Below are 15,873 nucleotides of genomic sequence, written 5' to 3' on the forward strand. Positions count from 1 at the left end.
GCGCTCGCGGCGCTTCCCGGGCTAGCGGGCTTCATGGCAGAAACCACGATCATAGATTGGGCGCGAGGCGACATGTTCGGTCTCGACTTTCCCACGCATCCCGAAGCGCTGAAATCCGTCGGACCCGAATTCCTCACGCGCGCTTTCCGCACGAGTGGCACGCTCGGTGAGGACAACAGGGTCGCGCGGATCACCGGTTTCGACGAATGGACGTTGGGCGGCACCGGCGTCAAAGCGCTGCTTTCGGTTGCCTACGAACGCGATGCGCCGGGCCTGTCGCGCGACCTGTTCGTGAAGTTTTCGCGCAATTTCGCAGACAGCGTGCGCGATAGCGGCCGCTATCATATGCCGCCGGAAGTGCGGCTCGCGAATGTATCGCGCAATCCCGACTTTCCGGTCGTCGTGCCGAAATGCTTCTATGCCGACATCGAGCAGGACACGCTGACCGGCATCATCATCACCGAACGCATCCCCTACGGCCAAGGCGCCGTCGAACCGCATCATCCCAAATGCATGGATCAGCTACTGCCCGATCCGCTCGCGCATTACAGCGCCCTGGTCTCGAATCTGGCGCGGCTGTCGGGAGTGCACAAATCGGGCCGGCTCGGCGACCTCGTCGAGCGCTATTTCCCGCTCGATCCGGACCGGCTGGTCGCGGGGCGCGCGCGTTTCGAGGGGCCGCTGCTTGCCAAAAGGATCGGCCGTCTGGCGGAATTCCTGCTGCAGTATCCCCATCTGGCGCCGGTACACATCGCCGATCGGGCCTTCCTCGACCGCTTCTGCGCCGATGCATCGCTGGCGGTCGAACGGCAGGAGGAGATCTGGCGGTTCCTCTATTCGCGGCCCGACATGCTGGCGCTCTGCCACATGAACGCGAACATCGACAACGCCTGGTTCTGGCGGGAACCGGACGGCGCGCTCCGGGCCGGTCTGATCGATTGGGGCAGCGTCGGGCAGATGTCGGTCGCTTCCTCGATCTGGGGCTGCATCGGCGCGGCGGAGCCCGAGACGCATGATCGACATCTCGACGAACTGCTCGATCTGTTCGTCGCCGAATATGCCGGCGCGGGAGGACCGATCCTCGATCGACGCGATCTTGCGCAGCATCTGGAAATGCATGTGGTGATGTCGGCGCTCCACATGACGACGGCGCCGCCGGCCATCCTGCGCGAAGTGCCCGATCCGGGAGCGGTCGCCGACCGCTACGATCCGATCTTCACGGCGAACGAAACCGCGCGTGTGCAACTGAAAATCACCATTTCGTTGTTGAACATGTGGCAGCGCCGCGATCTTGGTCGGCATCTGCGCGCGGATGCGGCCTGGCGGCGTTAGGGAGAGAACAAACGGAGGCGAGGCAGCGATTCCGGCCTTGTGTTCGGACAGGGAAAGCTAGCATCCTGCCGCGGCTGACCGGCACGCTCAAAAACAAGAGGAGAGGGCAGGATGCAGACCGAGAATCCCGTATCGAACGCGGAAATGCGCGCGCTGCTCGACAAGCAAGCGATCAGCGAGGCGCTCTACACCTATTGCCGCGCGGTCGACCGGGCGGATCATGAACTCGGCTATTCTGTCTGGCACGACGATGCCGAGGCCGACTATGGCAGCATCTACAAGGGCACCGGGCGTGGCGCGATGGGCTACATCTGCGACTCCTCGCTCAAGGGCATCGTGCATTCGCACCAGATCACCAACATCCTCATCGAGCTCGATAGCGACCGTGCCCTGAGCGAGGCCTACGTGACCTCGGCGATGCGTATGATGCACGACGGCCAACTCATGCAGATCAACACCCGCGGTCGCTATCTCGACCGCTGGACGCGCCAGGACGGCCGGTGGCTTATCATCCGGCGCGTATTCGCCCACGATCTCGATGAGATCCGCGCCGTGACGCCGGGCTATATCACCCCGACCTTCACGTTGGATCGCAACGATCCGTCCTATGCCCTGTTCGAGGGCGGTCACGGCAAGGGCTAACGGAAGAGGGAAGGCCCTGCGTGTCGCCCGGATAGGCCTCGGCCATATGGGCTTGCCCACGTCCAAGATGGTCGTCGCTGGCGGCCACGAGGTGCGTGGCTACGATGCCAAAGCGCTTGAACCCTGATGGCCGCATTGGGAGATCAGAATGGCGGCCGACCATACTTGCCGGAAAACAGCTCTGCGGCCATCGCATCCATTTCGGCAAAGTCTTCGTCCGGACGAAAGAGGGAGGCGGCCGATGGCGCTTTCCTCTCCAGCTCTTCGCGAGCTGTGTCGATCGCTTGCGCTACCGAAATGGCGGCCATCGTGCACCCCATAAGGTCGAGCGATTTCAGACACAGTTGCAACTGGAGAAATGTCGATTGCGCCAGATAGCTGCCGACGTCATGAAGGTTGTCCATGCACTCATCCACTCTGGGGACGGCCAAATCCGTTTGGACCAAGCTACAAATCAGTATGGCATCAAGTGCTGGGAGCCTAGCTCAAAAAAGATGCTTAGACGAGCAACGAAAAGCTCCCATTTGCATCCATTTACGGGTTTTCGTCATCGCCAGAACGCCTCCCAAACGTCAGCCAGGTACTCACGCACCATATCTGCCCCAAGACCGGTCAGAGCGATGTTGTTCACCCGGTGGTCGCCGTCCGCTTTCGTGCGGGTGACAAGACCTCGGGCCTCGAGAACCGAAATCCAGCGCAGGGCCGTGGTTGGCGGAACGCCCGAAGCGATGCAGGCGCTGGTCGTGCTGATGAGATGTCTGCGAGAATGCTGAATGAAGAGATCGAGCAAGAGATCCCAGCCCGGTTCTCCCAGCAGATCCTGAGGAAAGAAATGGGCCCTGCGCTGCCGCGAGCGATAGAGCGATTCTGCGAAGTCGATGAGATGAGCGTCACCCGATCCCGCAAGGTTTGACGGCGTCTCCTGATCGCGGATGGAATTTTCGGCCTCGGGCGCCGACATCGGAAGGGCCGGTTGGGCATCGTCGCTGCCGTCGCTGGAGCCTGGAATATCGTCTGGCGCTTTACCCGCGGACAGGATCCGATCAGCGTCTCCATCCAAGCCGGTGGCGGTGATTTTGAGGAAATTATGAGTCATCTTGTTCACCTCGGTGATTGCGGCGGCAGGGATGCCGCCGCCGCATCATTTCAAGCCACGGGCGACAGTTTGCCTGCGCGGTAGTCCTCGATCATCTCGACCTGATCCGGCCGAAGTTCGTCGATAGCGCCCAGGAAATCCGGGACCCGCCCGCGCAGCAGCAGCGATGGGCACTGGCCGTCGTAATTGTTGAGGTTCGGCTGATCCTGCCGGTAGCCCACGAGCTTCGCCAAAGCCGGCGAGAAGTTGCGCGCTACGGCCGGCGGATAGGCAAGCCACTGGTTTTCGTACGGCTTCAGCCATCCCAGACAGTAGCCGACGATCATGCCGCGGCGGATCATCCGGCTGCTGTTATGGCCGCCCCGGTGCAAGACGGACCCGACGTAAAGCAGCGCGTCACCTGGCTCCATCTCGATGTCGACCGATTCCTCGTCGGGCAGCAGGACCTCCTCGTGGTGGTTGCTGCCCGGCCAGAGGTTCGTCGCGCCATTCGCCCGCGTATATTCGGTGAACGGCCACATCACGTTGATGCTGAATTCGGCCGCCTTGGCGCAGTCCCAGATGCTGTCGTCGCGGTGGGGTACCTGCGACAGCGAACCGGGGTGCATTTCCAGCGCCTGTGTCAGGTTGAGCTGGATCTCACCGTGATCGCGAATGAGCACGCGGCGAACGATGGCCATGATCTCTTCGTGCTGGACGAGTTCCGCGGATCGAGGAGCACGGGTCAGAACCTGGCCAAAGCGCTTGGTGAATTCGCCGTAGAAATTGCCCTTGCTGAACGGCGTCTTCTCGAACCGCTGCCGAGTAACGTCGTCGAGTCCGCCGATCAACGACGGGTCTGCGGCACCTCGCATGATCAGGTAACCGTCACGCTGCAGTTGCTCGGCCTGCTCGGCGATCCTGACTTCGTGGATCTCGGCGGCGAGGGACGGGGAAAAGAGGTTCATGAGAATATCCTCCGATTTGGGTGTTTGGGGCTGCCGGCGGGGCTGAGTTCAGGCCGCGGCCGCGAATTCGATCTCTTCGATCCTGAGACCGCTGGTCTGGTAGGTTCCCGCCTCGCGCAGCAGCTCGATGGTATGGGGCTCGATGTGGATCATCATCGCGCAGACCATCTCGCCGCCGACGATTTGCGGCATGCCGAGCGGTCTGCATCGCCAGCCCAAGGCCAGGGTCTGGGTGAGCCAGTGCATGCTCGTGACGGCGGTGTACGTGGATATCCCGGTCAGCAGCCCATATTCGACCAGCGCCGTGACGAGCCGGTGGAATACGAGCCGCCGCTCTGCGCTCTTGAGCCTGCGTGACAGGCAAAGGCGGGTGATCTCCCGAATCTCGGGGCCGGAAGGTACGCCCTCCTCGCACAGGTTTGCGAACAAATTGCCCAGGATATGCGGGCGTTCCGTGGGCAGGAGACGCATCGAACCGAGATGCTCTTGCGTCTTGGCGTCGCAGACTACGAGATATTCCGCGTAATCGTTGTCGAAAGCGTCGATTTCGAGATCGCCGGCGGGAGGCAGGTCCCATTTGAGCTGATCGATGAAGACGCGCTTTCGGTCGCGGTGCATCGCTTCGATCTCTGCCGCATAAGCAGATCTGTTTCGGGATGTGACGAGCAGAACCATTCGACTCCCTCCTCTTTTTTGAGAAGGGAAGTTTGAATCAGCGAAGCGCCTGGTTCATCCCTGCAAAAGGGGGGGTATTTCGGACCCGATCGCGTCGGAAAGGGTGAGATAGCCGTCGTGGACGGCATGGAATGCCAGCTGGATGCGGCGCGAGACGCCGTAGCGGTCGCAGGCGTCCTCGATATATTCGTTGATCGTCGCCGGCTTGAGACCCAGCTGCGCCGCGATCTCCTTGTCCGATTTGCCGCGGGCGATCAGCGCAACGCATTCGATCTGACGTGTGGTCAGCTTGGGCCTTGCCTGATCCGCGCTGCTGATCCTTCGCAGCACGAGCTTGCGCGCCGCTTGGAAGGCATAGCTTCCCACCAGCTGTGCCATCGGGATATTCTCGCGGGGGATCAGCCTGCTTCCGGCCATCGCGAAATTGCAGGAGCCATTGGCCTCGCCCGGCACGTGAGCCGGGACCGTGAACCCATCGCCCAACCCTTCTCGCCGAACGCGCAGCAGAATTTCTTTGTGCTTGTTGGTAAGCTTGATCATCGAAGGGACTTCGGACCAGGCAAAGCCGACATTGGTCAAATGGCTGGCGATCAGCATGGGATCATCGGCGTAAAGGCCGGTGTTTACGAACACTTCAGCCCAATGACGCGGATAATTCTCCAGCCACAAGGCCGTGTCGATGCCCTTGGCGCGTATGTCAACGTGATGAATTAGTGCGAAATAGTCAAAACCCATATCGCGCGTGATCTGCTCCATCAGGAGCGATAGGCCCTGCGTCGTTTTTACGCGACCCGACTGATCGATGAAATTTTGAACCTCGCTGAGTTGACCCATATTCCACCTATCGGAGGGTGATCCCTCTCTGAGCGACTCGAACGGTATATCGTAAGTGCAGCCCGAAACCCCATACTTACGTTAGGCGGCAGTGAACGACGATCAATCCCACAAAAAAGTTCTGTGCTTGAAAACATATAGGCAGGATGGCGGCTCCATCGCTGCCATGCGTGTGATACTCCATTCTCTCACGCAAGGTAGCCACTATTCAGGTTGCCTGGCAGAGTTGTTCGGTGCCGTTCGGTCAGGCCGTCCTCGCCGACTTCCCGGGGCGTTTCTTCGACGGTTCGACATATGTCGGTCCACTGCGCGTTGACGAGTGAGCACAGGCGATCCGGTTCTATTTCGACGGAGGTAGTGCGCGAGCCGGCAGCCGGGAAAACTGTCGCAAATGGTCTGATTGAAACGTCGCAAAAGATTGGAAGCGGCGTCGCGAGGCCGAAGGGACAGACACCGCCGACAGGATGGCCGGTTAGTTCCTCGGTTTCGGCAGCCTGAAGCATGCGCGGGCGCGCTCCGAATACGGCTTTGCATCTGCCGTTATCCAGCCGTGCATCGCCCCGCGCGACTACGATTATCACCCGATCGTTGATGCGCAGGGCCAGCGTCTTGGCGATCCGGGCTGCATCGACGCCGAGCGCATGCGCCGCCTCGTTCACGGTTGCAACGCTTTGGCCATTCTCGACAATGCAAAGATCGGGCGCGTTTTCGGCCAACCAGGCCTTGGCGGTTTCCGCTGTCAACTTCTGGTTCCCGTCCAAGACGATGTCGCGAACAGCCTACATATCCCGCCGGTTGCCGCCCGCCAATCGCTCTTGATCGAGGCTTCCACCCGTAGTTATTTCCGCGATGCCTCGAAGGGAGGTCTTCCGACGGGCTTGCTTCGGCCTTCCCTGGGGCACTTGCCGACCGGTCGGCCATCGTCCACCATCGATCGGCAACATCGGATAAAGGGAAGAATGTCCAGCGACGCACCGCAGCCCCTTCGCGAGCTCACGCTCCGTGGCATCGTACTCGGCGGGATCATCACGCTGCTGTTTACCGCCGCCAACGTCTATCTCGGGCTCAAGGTCGGGCTGACCTTCGCCACTTCGATCCCCGCTGCCGTCATCTCGATGGCGATCCTGCGTTACCTGCCGGGCGCGAACATCCTCGAGAACAACATCGTCCAGACGATCGCCAGCGCTGCGGGCACGCTCGCTTCGATCATCTTCGTCCTGCCCGGCCTCATCATGATCGGGTGGTGGCAGAACTTCCCCTATGTGACGACCGCGGCGATCACGGGGCTGGGCGGGGTGCTGGGCGTGCTGTTCTCAGTGCCGCTGCGCCGGGCGCTCGTCATCGATTCCGAGCTTCCGTATCCTGAGGGGCGTGCAGCGGCAGAGGTGCTGCATGTCGGATCGGGTTCGCGCGAGGGCGCGGAGGAAAGCGCAAAGGGGCTCTGGGTCCTCATCTGGGCCAGTGTCGTCTCCACCGTCTTCGCCATCCTGACGCAGACCAAGCTGGTCGCGGCCGAGGCAGCGACCTGGTTCCGTGTCGGGGCCGGTGCGACCGGGATTTCGGGCGGCCTGTCCTTCGCGCTGCTCGGCGTCGGGCACCTGGTCGGCATCTCTGTGGGGCTCGCGCAGTTCCTTGGCCTGGTGACCGGCTGGTGGCTCCTGCTGCCGGTCCTGACCGCTGATCATCCGATGCCCGGCGGCGCCGAAACCTGGGCGAACGCGGTATTCCGCTCCGACGTGCGCTTCTTCGGCGCCGGCGTGATCGGCGTGGCGGCGATCTGGGCGCTGATCCGCATCGCGCGCCCGGTCGTGGGGGGGATCCGTTCGGCCTTTGCCGCCAGTCGCGCGCGCCAGCAGGGCGAAGTGCTGGCCCTGACCGAACGCGACATGCCGATCGGCGTCGTCATCTGCGGATCGTTCGCAGTGCTGCTGCCGATCCTGTGGCTGCTGTGGAGCATCCTCTCCGGTGGACCACTGACCGGATCGGCGGCGCTGCTGCTGGGCGGCGCGCTGCTGTTCATTTTCGTGTTCGGGCTGCTGATCGCGGCGGTCTGCGGCTATATGGCCGGGCTGATCGGCTCGTCGAATTCGCCGGTTTCCGCCATCGGCATCCTTTCCGTTCTCGCCGCCTCGCTCCTGCTCGCGGGGCTGTTCGGGCGCGATAACCCGGTGGCCACCAGCCAGGCGCTGATCGCCTATGCACTGATCGTGACCGGGATCGTGTTCGGCGTGGCGACGATCGCCAACGACAACCTGCAGGATCTGAAGACCGGCCAGCTCGTCGGCGCCACGCCGTGGAAGCAACAGGTCGCGCTGCTGATCGGCGTCGTGTTCGGCAGCCTCACCGTGCCGCCGGTGCTCGACCTGCTCAATGCGGCCTTCGGCTTCGTCGGCACGCCCGGCGCCGGGCCGAATGCCTTGTCGGCGCCGCAAGCCGGCTTGATCTCGGCCCTGGCCAAAGGCGTGCTCGGCGGGGACCTCAACTGGCCGATGCTGGGCTATGGGGCGATTGCGGGCGTCGGTTTCGTCGTCCTCGACGAGCTGCTCGGCAAGGCGAAGCTTCTGCGCCTGCCGCCGCTTGCGGTCGGGATCGGCATCTACCTGCCGATGGCGGTGATGTTGCCCGTGGTCATCGGCTCGATCGTCGGCTGGTTCTACGACCGCTGGGCCGATGGCCGACCCGCGCCCGAGCCGGCGCTACGGATGGGCGTGCTGGTGGCGACGGGCATGATCGTGGGCGAAAGCCTCTGGGGCGTCGCCTTTGCGGGTATCGTTGCCGTCACGGGGAGCGACAGCCCGCTGGCGCTCGTCGGGGAGGGCTTCGAGCCTATCGCGCTCATCGGCGGAACGCTGCTGTTCATCGCCCTGACCGCCTGGCTCTACCGTTACGCGAAGGCGCGCGTCGCTTGACGGGGGCTGCGTTGTCCCACGCGTGCGGTCGCCTTACATGGGCTGATCTTTGAAAGCGGTAGAGGAACCGGCGGATGATGGAAAAGAAACTTCTTGCAGCGCTGATGCTGGGCGCGGCGACCGTCGGTGCGTTTCCTGTGGCCGGTCAGACTCCCGCGCCGCCTAGCAGCGCTGCGAGCCAGACGGGAGCCGGCGTCGATCCTGCGATGATGGACAAGACGGTCAAGCCCGGCAACGATTTCAACACCTTCGCCAACGGAGCCTGGCTCAGGAACACGCCGATTCCGGCCGATCGGTCGAGCATCGGCGGTTTCTACATTGCCGATCACCAGACCGAGGAGCAACTGGCCGAGCTCATCGCCGCCATCGAGAAATCGAACGCACCAGCCGCCAGCGACGAGGGCCGGATTCGCGATTTCTACAAGGCCTATCTCGATACCGCCGCGATCGATGCTGCGGGCATGGCGCCGCTCCAGCCCGACCAGCACCGCTTTGCCGCGATCCGCGACCGCAAGGCGCTGTCGCGCGTGCTTGGCGAGCAGATCCGTGCCGATGTCGATCCGCTGAACGCCACCAATTTCCGGACCGAGAACCTGTTCGGCATCTTCGTCACCCAGGCGCTCGCCGGCGGCCCCGTGCTGCCCTATCTCCTCCAAGGCGGCCTCGGCATGCCCGAGCGCGAATACTACCTGTCGTCCGACGCCAAGATGGCCGAGCTGCGCGGCAAGTACCGGGCCTACATCACGCAGCTTCTGACCGATGCGGGGATCGCCGATGCCGACGCTCGGGCACAGCGCATCTACGACCTCGAGATGAAGATCGCGCAGGCCCATGTCACGCGGGCGGAAAGCGAGGACTTCCAGAAATCGGCCGCCGAATGGAGCCGCGCAGACTTCGCGGCGAAAGCGCCGGGCATCGACTGGGATGCCTTCTTTGCTGGGGCACAGCTCGGCCAGCAGCAGCGTTTCGCTGCCTATCACGCCGCGGCGATCCCCCGGCTCGCGGCGCTGGTCGCATCGGAGCCGCTGCAGGCGTGGCAGGACTGGCTGCTGTTCCACCAGATCAACAGCAACAGCGACGTCCTGCCGGGCAAGCTCGACCGCGATCACTTCGCCTTCTTCGGCACGGCGCTGCAAGGCACGGCCGAGCCGCGACCGCGTGACAAGCGTGCCATCGCCGCGATCAACGGCGCGATGGGCGATGCGCTCGGCAAGCTCTATGTCGAGCGGTATTTCCCCGCCTCGGCACGGGCGACGGTGCAGGCGATGGTCGGCAATATCAAGACGGCCTTCGAGCGCCGCATCGACGCGATCGACTGGCTGGCGCCGGCGACGAAGCGGCAGGCGATCGAGAAGGCCCGCGGCATCGAAGTGGGCGTGGGCTATCCCGACCACTGGCGTGACTATTCGAGCCTCAAGGTCAGCCCGTCGGCCGCCTATGCCAATGCCCAGGCGGCTTCGCTGGTCGACTATCGCCAGCAGCTCGCCAAGATCGGCAAGCCGCTCGACCGGCGCGAATGGTGGATGAACGCGCAGCTCGTCAACGCGGTAAACCTGCCGGTGCAGAATGCGCTCAACTTCCCCGCGGCGATCCTCAAGCGGCCGTTCTTCGATCCTGCGGCCGATGCCGCGTTCAACTATGGCGCTGTGGGCGCCGTCATCGGCCACGAGATCAGCCACAGCTTCGACAATAACGGTGCGGCCTTCGATGCCAGCGGCAAGATGCGCAACTGGTGGACCGACGCCGATCTCCAGCGCTTCAACGCTGCGGGCCAGGCGCTGGCGGACCAGTACGACACCTACGAGCCGTTCCCCGGCCTGCACGTCAACGGCAAGCTGACCTTGGGCGAGAACATCGCCGACGTCGCCGGCCTCGCCGCCTCCTACGATGCCTATCGTACCTCGCTCGGCGGACGCGAGGCCCCGGTCATCGACGGCCTTACGGGCGACCAGCGCTTCTTCATCGCCTATGCGCAAAGCTGGGCGACCAAGATGCGCGACGAAGCCTTGCGCGCGCGCATCGCGACCGACGGCCACGCGCCGGGCATGTATCGCGCCCAGACCGTGCGTAATCTCGACGCGTGGTACAGGGCCTTCGACGTCAAGCCCGGCGACAAGCTCTATCTCCCGCCGGAAAAGCGCGTCCGGATCTGGTAGAGTCGCAGAAAGATGTCGTCTGCTGGCGTCAGGTAAGCGGTACCCCTCGTAGTTAATACCGCCGATCGCGCCATTATATTGACATATGGCGTCTGCTTCACCCGCGGCAGAGGGATGCCAGGCTTTGGTAAAAGCTCTTTAACCTTGCCAGGCTCAGGCATAGCGTATGATGAGCAAGATGCGCGACGCGAGTGGGGCTGCGCTCTCTATCCGAAGTCTGAGAACGGGAGGGCGCCACTTTGAAGGGCATCATTTTCACCGAGTTTCTTGCCTTTGCAGAGGATCGGCATGGTGACGATTTTGTCGATGATTTGATTTTTCATGCGAAACTGCCGGGCAAGGGGGTGTATACGTCCGTCGGAACGTATGATTTTTCTGAATTGGCAAAGCTTCTTGGTTTATATTGTCAATTTACGGGGAGTAAGGCTCCCGACATTCTTCGTTTATTCGGGAAATATCTTGTTGGCGCTTTCTCTAGAAAATGGCCCGATATATTTGTAAGATATGGTGGGACGATAGAGCTTCTAAACCAAGTGGAAGATAATATCCATGTCGAGGTCAAGAAGCTGTACCCGGATGCGCAGTTGCCGACTTTCAAGACCATAGAGATAAGAAAAAATTCTATCGTAATGGACTATGCTAGCTGCAGATCACTTTCCGATCTTGCGACTGGGCTCATTTCCGGGGTTGCCGATCACTATCACGAGAATGTCGAAATTCTGACGGAAAGTGTCGATTTCGCCGATAGACCGACAGTGCGTTTTCATGTTGAAATTCGGTCGTGAGCAGGATGGAATCTGCGCGGGCGTTCGAGAATGCCCATACCTTTGCCCTGCCTGCGGCGGACAATGAGGCTGCGATAATAGAGCTCGAATGGCGCAGTCAGCGTCTGCGTGATCGTGCGCGCCGTGAACGCGCTGCGCGCACGGCGGCGGAAGAGATTCTCGAGGCAAAGTCGCGGCAGTTGTTCCTCTTGAATCAGACGCTTGAGCGCAAGGTAATCGAGCGAACATCGGAACTCGAGGCGGAAAGAGAGCGTGCCGTATCGCTTGCTGCGCATGATGCGCTGACGAATCTCTCGAACCGCGCAAGCCTCAACGGCGAGTTGCTGGCGAGAACGGCAAGCGGGGAGAACGCTACCGAACCTTTCGTCATGCTGGCCATAGACCTCGACAATTTCAAGGAGGTCAATGACCATCTGGGTCATGCCGCCGGGGATGATTTGCTCCGCCAGGTGGCCGATCGGTTCCGCGCCGTCCTGCCCGATGGCAGCTTCATTGCCCGATTGGGAGGCGATGAATTCACCGCATTGTGCTTCGGCAAGCATCATATCGAACGTGTCGATGGCATCTGCAGGGATCTGCTGAAAGAGCTGTCTCACCCCTACTGGTTCGGCGAGCGGGAAATGCGGATATCTGCATCCGTGGGCACGGCCTGCTTCCCCGGGGATGCAGCCACGTCGATCGATCTGATGCGCTACGCCGACATTGCGCTCTATGCGACCAAGCGCAGCGGTCGGAATGGGCATACGGGCTTCCACCCCCGATTGTTGCGCGATTTCGAGGAAAATCGGCAACTGGCAGCAGACTTGCGGTCGGCCGTCGCCAATCGGCAGATCGTCGCCTGGTATCAGCCCAAGTTCGACCTTGGCTCGGCGAGGCCGATTGGCGTCGAGGTTCTGGCCCGCTGGGATCATCCCAAGCGAGGGCCGATTTCACCGGCGGTATTCGTCCCCCTGGCGGAGGAAATCGGCCTGATACGGGACCTGGAATGGCAGATCATGACGCAATCCTGCGCTGCCGCCGGGGCCTGGATCGCGGCCGGATATATGGATCATGTGTCGGTCAATCTCTCGCCGTGCCATTTGAAGCGGCCTGATTTCATGTCAACGATCGATAGCGTCTTGGCCGAGAGCAAAATACCGCCGGCCGCACTCGAATTGGAAATAACGGAAAACCATTTTGCCACGGCGGACGAAGATTCTCTTCCCAAATTGGCAGAGCTCGTCGATCGAGGTATAGCGATTTCCTTGGATGACTTCGGGATCGGGTATTCCAATCTCTCTTATCTTTTAAAGATACCGCTCAAAACGATCAAAATCGACAAGACGTTCGTCGAAAATTTGGAATACGACAAGGATTCCCGAACGATTGTCGATGCCATCATTCATTTGGCCACCGCCTTCAAGCTGAACGTGGTGGCGGAGGGGATCGAAACCGTCGGTCAGAAAGAAGCCCTTCAGGCCTTGGGATGCCCGCAAGGCCAAGGCTTTCTCTTCAGTCGACCGATGACTCATTCTGAGTGTGAGGCGTTTCTGGCCCGGAATAGTATCGCTGGATGACGCCCTGGCTGTGCGACGACTTCGTCACCGGCCCGCTGCGTCGGCGCGCCATTTTTGCGGCGCACATCCGAACTCTGCATTGAACCAGCGGTTGAACGAGCTTGCCGACGAATAGCCGATCAGTTCGGCCACCATGGCTACCGAGTGATCGCCGCCCAGCAGGTAGCGCTTTGTCAGTTCCCTGCGCATGTCGTTCAGCAAGGTTGCGAAGGATTGCCCCTCGCCGTCCAGAACCCGCTGCAGCGTGCGCACGCTCATGCTAAGATGCATGGCAACATTGGCCACGGTGGCTTGGCCATTGGGCAGCAGGAGCGTGATCGCGCGTTTGACCTGTTCGCCAATCGCTTCATTGCCTTCTTCCAGTTCGACGAGCGCCAGAAGCTGGCGCATGTGCTGCGCCATCGTTGCGTCGGCCAGCGGATTGCCGATGTCCAGCGATGCTTCCGTGCAGCGCAGCCCATTGAAGGTGCTGCTGAAATTGACCGGGCATGGGTAGAATCGCTGAAAGACGGACAGGTTGGCCGGAGCCTTGCGGGTGAGATGGATGGAAAGAGGTGACCATTGGCCGCCCGATGCCCAGCGGATCGCCTGGAAGCCCAGCGCCACCGAGTGATCGACGACCTGTGGCTGCAGGCATTGGGGAACCATCTCGAACCGGATGCAGGGCGTGCCCGCGCGATCTTCCCAGGCTATGGTCAGGATGTTGTTGATGTGCCGTTGGTAGTCGATGAGCACCTGCACCGTGCCGCGCACGGTCGCCACGCGCTCCAGAAGCAGGCTCAACGGGCCGAGCGTGGCGGGGCTGCGGTTCTCTGCCATGCGCAGACCGAAGCTATCGCAGCCCGATCTCGCCGAGGCGAATTCGAAAAGGTCGACCGCCAGCTTGGCGGGAATCCGGTCTTCCGGACGTTCCAGCATGGCTTGGGTAATGCCCGTCCGGCGAAATGCCTCATATGGATCGATACCGACTTCGCGTGCGACGTCCACGAAGTTCGACAATGAAACGGCGCGGACTTTGTACAACTAATACTGCTCCAACGGGTGGCGCTCGGGCACGCGGATGCTTGGTGACGCGGGAGGCCAAGCGCTATCGCGCAGGCTCCCGCGGACAGGGCCCGGCCGTCATGCCGGCGCTTCCGCGGCTGAAGGAGGTGCCCCATCTTCCCGAGTCTGCGTTCTTCAGCAGATCGCCATCGATTGCACGCAACCGATCGCGTCCAGAATTTGGCATGTCGCGCCATTCCGCGCGGAAGGCCCGTGTTCCTGCACCCATGACAATCCAGGAGGGGGACATGCCGGGACAGCCTGTCCCCCATCTTCGTCAGAAGTCGGACCAGTCGTCGCCTTGCTCGACGGCGGCCGGCTTTATGGCGAGATTGCCCTGGACCTGCGGAATGCGCGCTGGCGCAGAGGCGCGTCGCGCGGGCGCCAGGGTCCGTACCACCGATGCATGCTGTGCGGTGCCGGCGTCTTCGCCGGTGGCGAAGCGCGTGACCAGCGCGGTCAGCTCGTTGGCCTCGTCGGCCAGGCTGCGCGAGGCGGCGGTCGACTGCTCGACCATGGCCGCGTTCTGCTGGGTCATCCGGTCCATCTCGCCGACCGTCGTGTTGATCTGCTGAAGATTGACCGACTGCGCGTTGGCGTTCTCGGCGATCTCATTCATCGCGCCGCTGATTTCGCCGACGCTGGAGAGGATCTTCTCGAGCAGCGTGCCGGTCTCGGCGACCAGGGTCACGCCGTCCTCGACCTGGCGGGTCGAGGCGGTGATCAGTTCCTTGATGTCCTTGGCAGCGTCGGCCGAGCGCTGCGCGAGAGCGCGCACTTCGTTGGCGACGACCGCGAAGCCCTTGCCGGCATCGCCGGCGCGCGCCGCTTCGACGCCCGCGTTGAGCGCGAGCAGGTTGGTCTGGAAGGCGATCGCATCGATGACGCTGATGATCTGGCCGATTTCCTGGGCCGATTTCTCGATCGCACTCATGGCGGTGATGGCGCGGGCGACGACCTGGCCGCCTTCGGTGGCTTCCTGGTGCGTGTTCACCACCGTGCGCTGGACCACGGTGGCGCGCTCCGCGGTCAGCTTGATGTTGTCGGTCACCTGGTTCATCGCCGAAGCGGCTTCCTCGAGGTTGGCCGCCTGGCGCTCGTTGCGATTGGCGAGGTCGTCGGAGGCCGATCGGATCTCGGTCGCGCCGCCATTCACGCTGCTGGCCGAGGCGCGGACCGAACGGATCGTGTCGGCCAGCGAGGAGACCGCCGCGTTGAAGTCCTGGCGCAGCGCCTCATAGGAGCCGGGGAAGGTTTCGTTCAGCTGGAAGTCGAGCTGGTTCTGCGAGAGCTTCTTCAGGCCCATGCCGAGCGCGTCGACGACGATACGTTCCTGCGCCTTGGCACCGTTCTGCAATTCCACGGCGTTGTCGCGGAAGGTCGCCATGGCCTTGGTCATGCGGCCGACGCAGTCCTTGTGGTCGGTGTAGTTGATCGAGCTGTCGGTATCGCCGGCGGCCAGGGCCTCCATGCGCAGCACCGTGTTCACATAGGGTGTGCAGATCTTGGAGGATGAAACCAGGACGGTGCCGACCGTCCCGACAAAGGCCGCACCTGCCGCGCCGAGCAGGGCAGGGCTGCCGCCCGCGAGATAGGTTGTGGCGAGGCTGGCGCCGGCGAAGGCGGTATGAACCCCGAGGAGGGCCTTGAATTTGACGCGGATGGGCGCGTTCTTCTCAAACCAGTTCAGCATGCTTTGCTCCCGTTGGTTTCACGAAATTTGTGTCAATGGCCATGTGACCCCCAATAATTCCGGGATTTTCTGCCCGTGTATTTCTCGATGAATTCACTATTCTTATTCTATAGCAATTTGAGCTCACCCCTTCTTCGGATCATTCCAAGGTCATCTTGAATGCGGGTATGATCGAGTGAACGTCTGCGCAAATGGAGCTTGGTG

The 15,873-nt window shown here is 62.0% G+C and carries 13 protein-coding genes and 1 pseudogene; 6 read left to right on the plus strand and 8 right to left on the minus strand.

Going from position 1 to position 15,873, the window contains the following annotated elements:
• The first annotated feature begins 33 nt into the window (after positions 1–33).
• Both KRR38_RS27290 and KRR38_RS27295 read left to right on the plus strand, forming a co-directional pair.
• The gene (locus KRR38_RS27290) at positions 34–1,332 is read left to right on the plus strand and encodes a hypothetical protein (protein WP_217406549.1); all 1,299 of its coding nucleotides are present in this window, start codon (positions 34–36) and stop codon (positions 1,330–1,332) included.
• 111 nt (positions 1,333–1,443) lie between these two features.
• Positions 1,444–1,974 (plus strand): nuclear transport factor 2 family protein, encoded by a 531-nt coding sequence (locus tag KRR38_RS27295; protein WP_217406550.1) that lies wholly within the window; start codon positions 1,444–1,446, stop codon positions 1,972–1,974.
• Positions 1,975–2,117: 143 nt separating this feature from the next.
• On the opposite strand, the gene KRR38_RS27300 is transcribed toward KRR38_RS27295, so the two are convergent.
• The 6 genes and pseudogenes from KRR38_RS27300 to KRR38_RS27325 form a co-directional block, all read right to left on the minus strand.
• On the minus strand, positions 2,118–2,378 hold the full coding sequence (locus KRR38_RS27300) for a hypothetical protein (protein ID WP_217406551.1): 261 nt from the start codon (positions 2,376–2,378) through the stop codon (positions 2,118–2,120).
• Between the two features lie 143 nt (positions 2,379–2,521).
• Positions 2,522–3,070 (minus strand): MarR family winged helix-turn-helix transcriptional regulator, encoded by a 549-nt coding sequence (locus tag KRR38_RS27305; RefSeq protein WP_217406552.1) that lies wholly within the window; start codon positions 3,068–3,070, stop codon positions 2,522–2,524.
• A 50-nt stretch (positions 3,071–3,120) separates the two neighbouring features.
• The gene (locus tag KRR38_RS27310) at positions 3,121–4,017 is read right to left on the minus strand and encodes a phytanoyl-CoA dioxygenase family protein (protein ID WP_217406553.1); all 897 of its coding nucleotides are present in this window, start codon (positions 4,015–4,017) and stop codon (positions 3,121–3,123) included.
• 48 nt (positions 4,018–4,065) lie between these two features.
• Entirely contained in the window at positions 4,066–4,692 is a 627-nt protein-coding gene (locus tag KRR38_RS27315) for an acyl-homoserine-lactone synthase (protein ID WP_217406554.1), read from the minus strand.
• A gap of 54 nt (positions 4,693–4,746) precedes the next feature.
• Positions 4,747–5,526, minus strand: a complete 780-nt coding sequence (locus tag KRR38_RS27320) for a LuxR family transcriptional regulator (RefSeq protein ID WP_217406555.1) — start codon at positions 5,524–5,526, stop codon at positions 4,747–4,749.
• Between the two features lie 278 nt (positions 5,527–5,804).
• Positions 5,805–6,269 (minus strand): annotated as a pseudogene (locus KRR38_RS27325) (YbaK/EbsC family protein); the annotation flags it as partial.
• 216 nt (positions 6,270–6,485) lie between these two features.
• Between KRR38_RS27325 and KRR38_RS27330 the strand changes: the two are divergent.
• The 4 genes from KRR38_RS27330 (at position 6,486) to KRR38_RS27345 (ending at position 12,932) form a co-directional block, all read left to right on the plus strand.
• Positions 6,486–8,435, plus strand: coding sequence for an OPT family oligopeptide transporter (locus tag KRR38_RS27330; protein ID WP_217406556.1), 1,950 nt, complete (start codon positions 6,486–6,488; stop codon positions 8,433–8,435).
• Positions 8,436–8,512: 77 nt separating this feature from the next.
• The gene (locus KRR38_RS27335) at positions 8,513–10,591 is read left to right on the plus strand and encodes a M13 family metallopeptidase (protein WP_217406557.1); all 2,079 of its coding nucleotides are present in this window, start codon (positions 8,513–8,515) and stop codon (positions 10,589–10,591) included.
• Between the two features lie 239 nt (positions 10,592–10,830).
• Positions 10,831–11,376: a heme NO-binding domain-containing protein gene (locus tag KRR38_RS27340; RefSeq protein WP_217406558.1), complete on the plus strand. Its 546-nt coding sequence runs from the start codon at positions 10,831–10,833 to the stop codon at positions 11,374–11,376.
• 5 nt (positions 11,377–11,381) lie between these two features.
• Positions 11,382–12,932, plus strand: a complete 1,551-nt coding sequence (locus tag KRR38_RS27345) for a bifunctional diguanylate cyclase/phosphodiesterase (RefSeq protein ID WP_254515718.1) — start codon at positions 11,382–11,384, stop codon at positions 12,930–12,932.
• Positions 12,933–12,956: 24 nt separating this feature from the next.
• On the opposite strand, the gene KRR38_RS27350 is transcribed toward KRR38_RS27345, so the two are convergent.
• Both KRR38_RS27350 and KRR38_RS27355 read right to left on the minus strand, forming a co-directional pair.
• On the minus strand, positions 12,957–13,919 hold the full coding sequence (locus KRR38_RS27350; protein WP_217406560.1) for an AraC family transcriptional regulator: 963 nt from the start codon (positions 13,917–13,919) through the stop codon (positions 12,957–12,959).
• A 334-nt stretch (positions 13,920–14,253) separates the two neighbouring features.
• Positions 14,254–15,669, minus strand: coding sequence for a methyl-accepting chemotaxis protein (locus tag KRR38_RS27355; RefSeq protein ID WP_217406561.1), 1,416 nt, complete (start codon positions 15,667–15,669; stop codon positions 14,254–14,256).
• Positions 15,670–15,873 lie beyond the last annotated feature (204 nt).

It is taken from the genome of Novosphingobium sp. G106 (genome assembly GCF_019075875.1).
GTDB lineage: Bacteria > Pseudomonadota > Alphaproteobacteria > Sphingomonadales > Sphingomonadaceae > Novosphingobium.

Bases quoted from the DNA above. Each gene is read 5' to 3' on its own strand.
- KRR38_RS27290 (WP_217406549.1), top strand. From the start codon at position 34: ATGGCAGAAACCACGATCATAGATTGGGCGCGAGGCGACATGTTCGGT.
- KRR38_RS27295 (WP_217406550.1), top strand. From the start codon at position 1,444: ATGCAGACCGAGAATCCCGTATCGAACGCGGAAATGCGCGCGCTGCTC.
- KRR38_RS27300 (WP_217406551.1), bottom strand. From the start codon at position 2,378: ATGGACAACCTTCATGACGTCGGCAGCTATCTGGCGCAATCGACATTT.
- KRR38_RS27305 (WP_217406552.1), bottom strand. From the start codon at position 3,070: ATGACTCATAATTTCCTCAAAATCACCGCCACCGGCTTGGATGGAGAC.
- KRR38_RS27310 (WP_217406553.1), bottom strand. From the start codon at position 4,017: ATGAACCTCTTTTCCCCGTCCCTCGCCGCCGAGATCCACGAAGTCAGG.
- KRR38_RS27315 (WP_217406554.1), bottom strand. From the start codon at position 4,692: ATGGTTCTGCTCGTCACATCCCGAAACAGATCTGCTTATGCGGCAGAG.
- KRR38_RS27320 (WP_217406555.1), bottom strand. From the start codon at position 5,526: ATGGGTCAACTCAGCGAGGTTCAAAATTTCATCGATCAGTCGGGTCGC.
- KRR38_RS27330 (WP_217406556.1), top strand. From the start codon at position 6,486: ATGTCCAGCGACGCACCGCAGCCCCTTCGCGAGCTCACGCTCCGTGGC.
- KRR38_RS27335 (WP_217406557.1), top strand. From the start codon at position 8,513: ATGGAAAAGAAACTTCTTGCAGCGCTGATGCTGGGCGCGGCGACCGTC.
- KRR38_RS27345 (WP_254515718.1), top strand. From the start codon at position 11,382: ATGGAATCTGCGCGGGCGTTCGAGAATGCCCATACCTTTGCCCTGCCT.
- KRR38_RS27355 (WP_217406561.1), bottom strand. From the start codon at position 15,669: ATGCTGAACTGGTTTGAGAAGAACGCGCCCATCCGCGTCAAATTCAAG.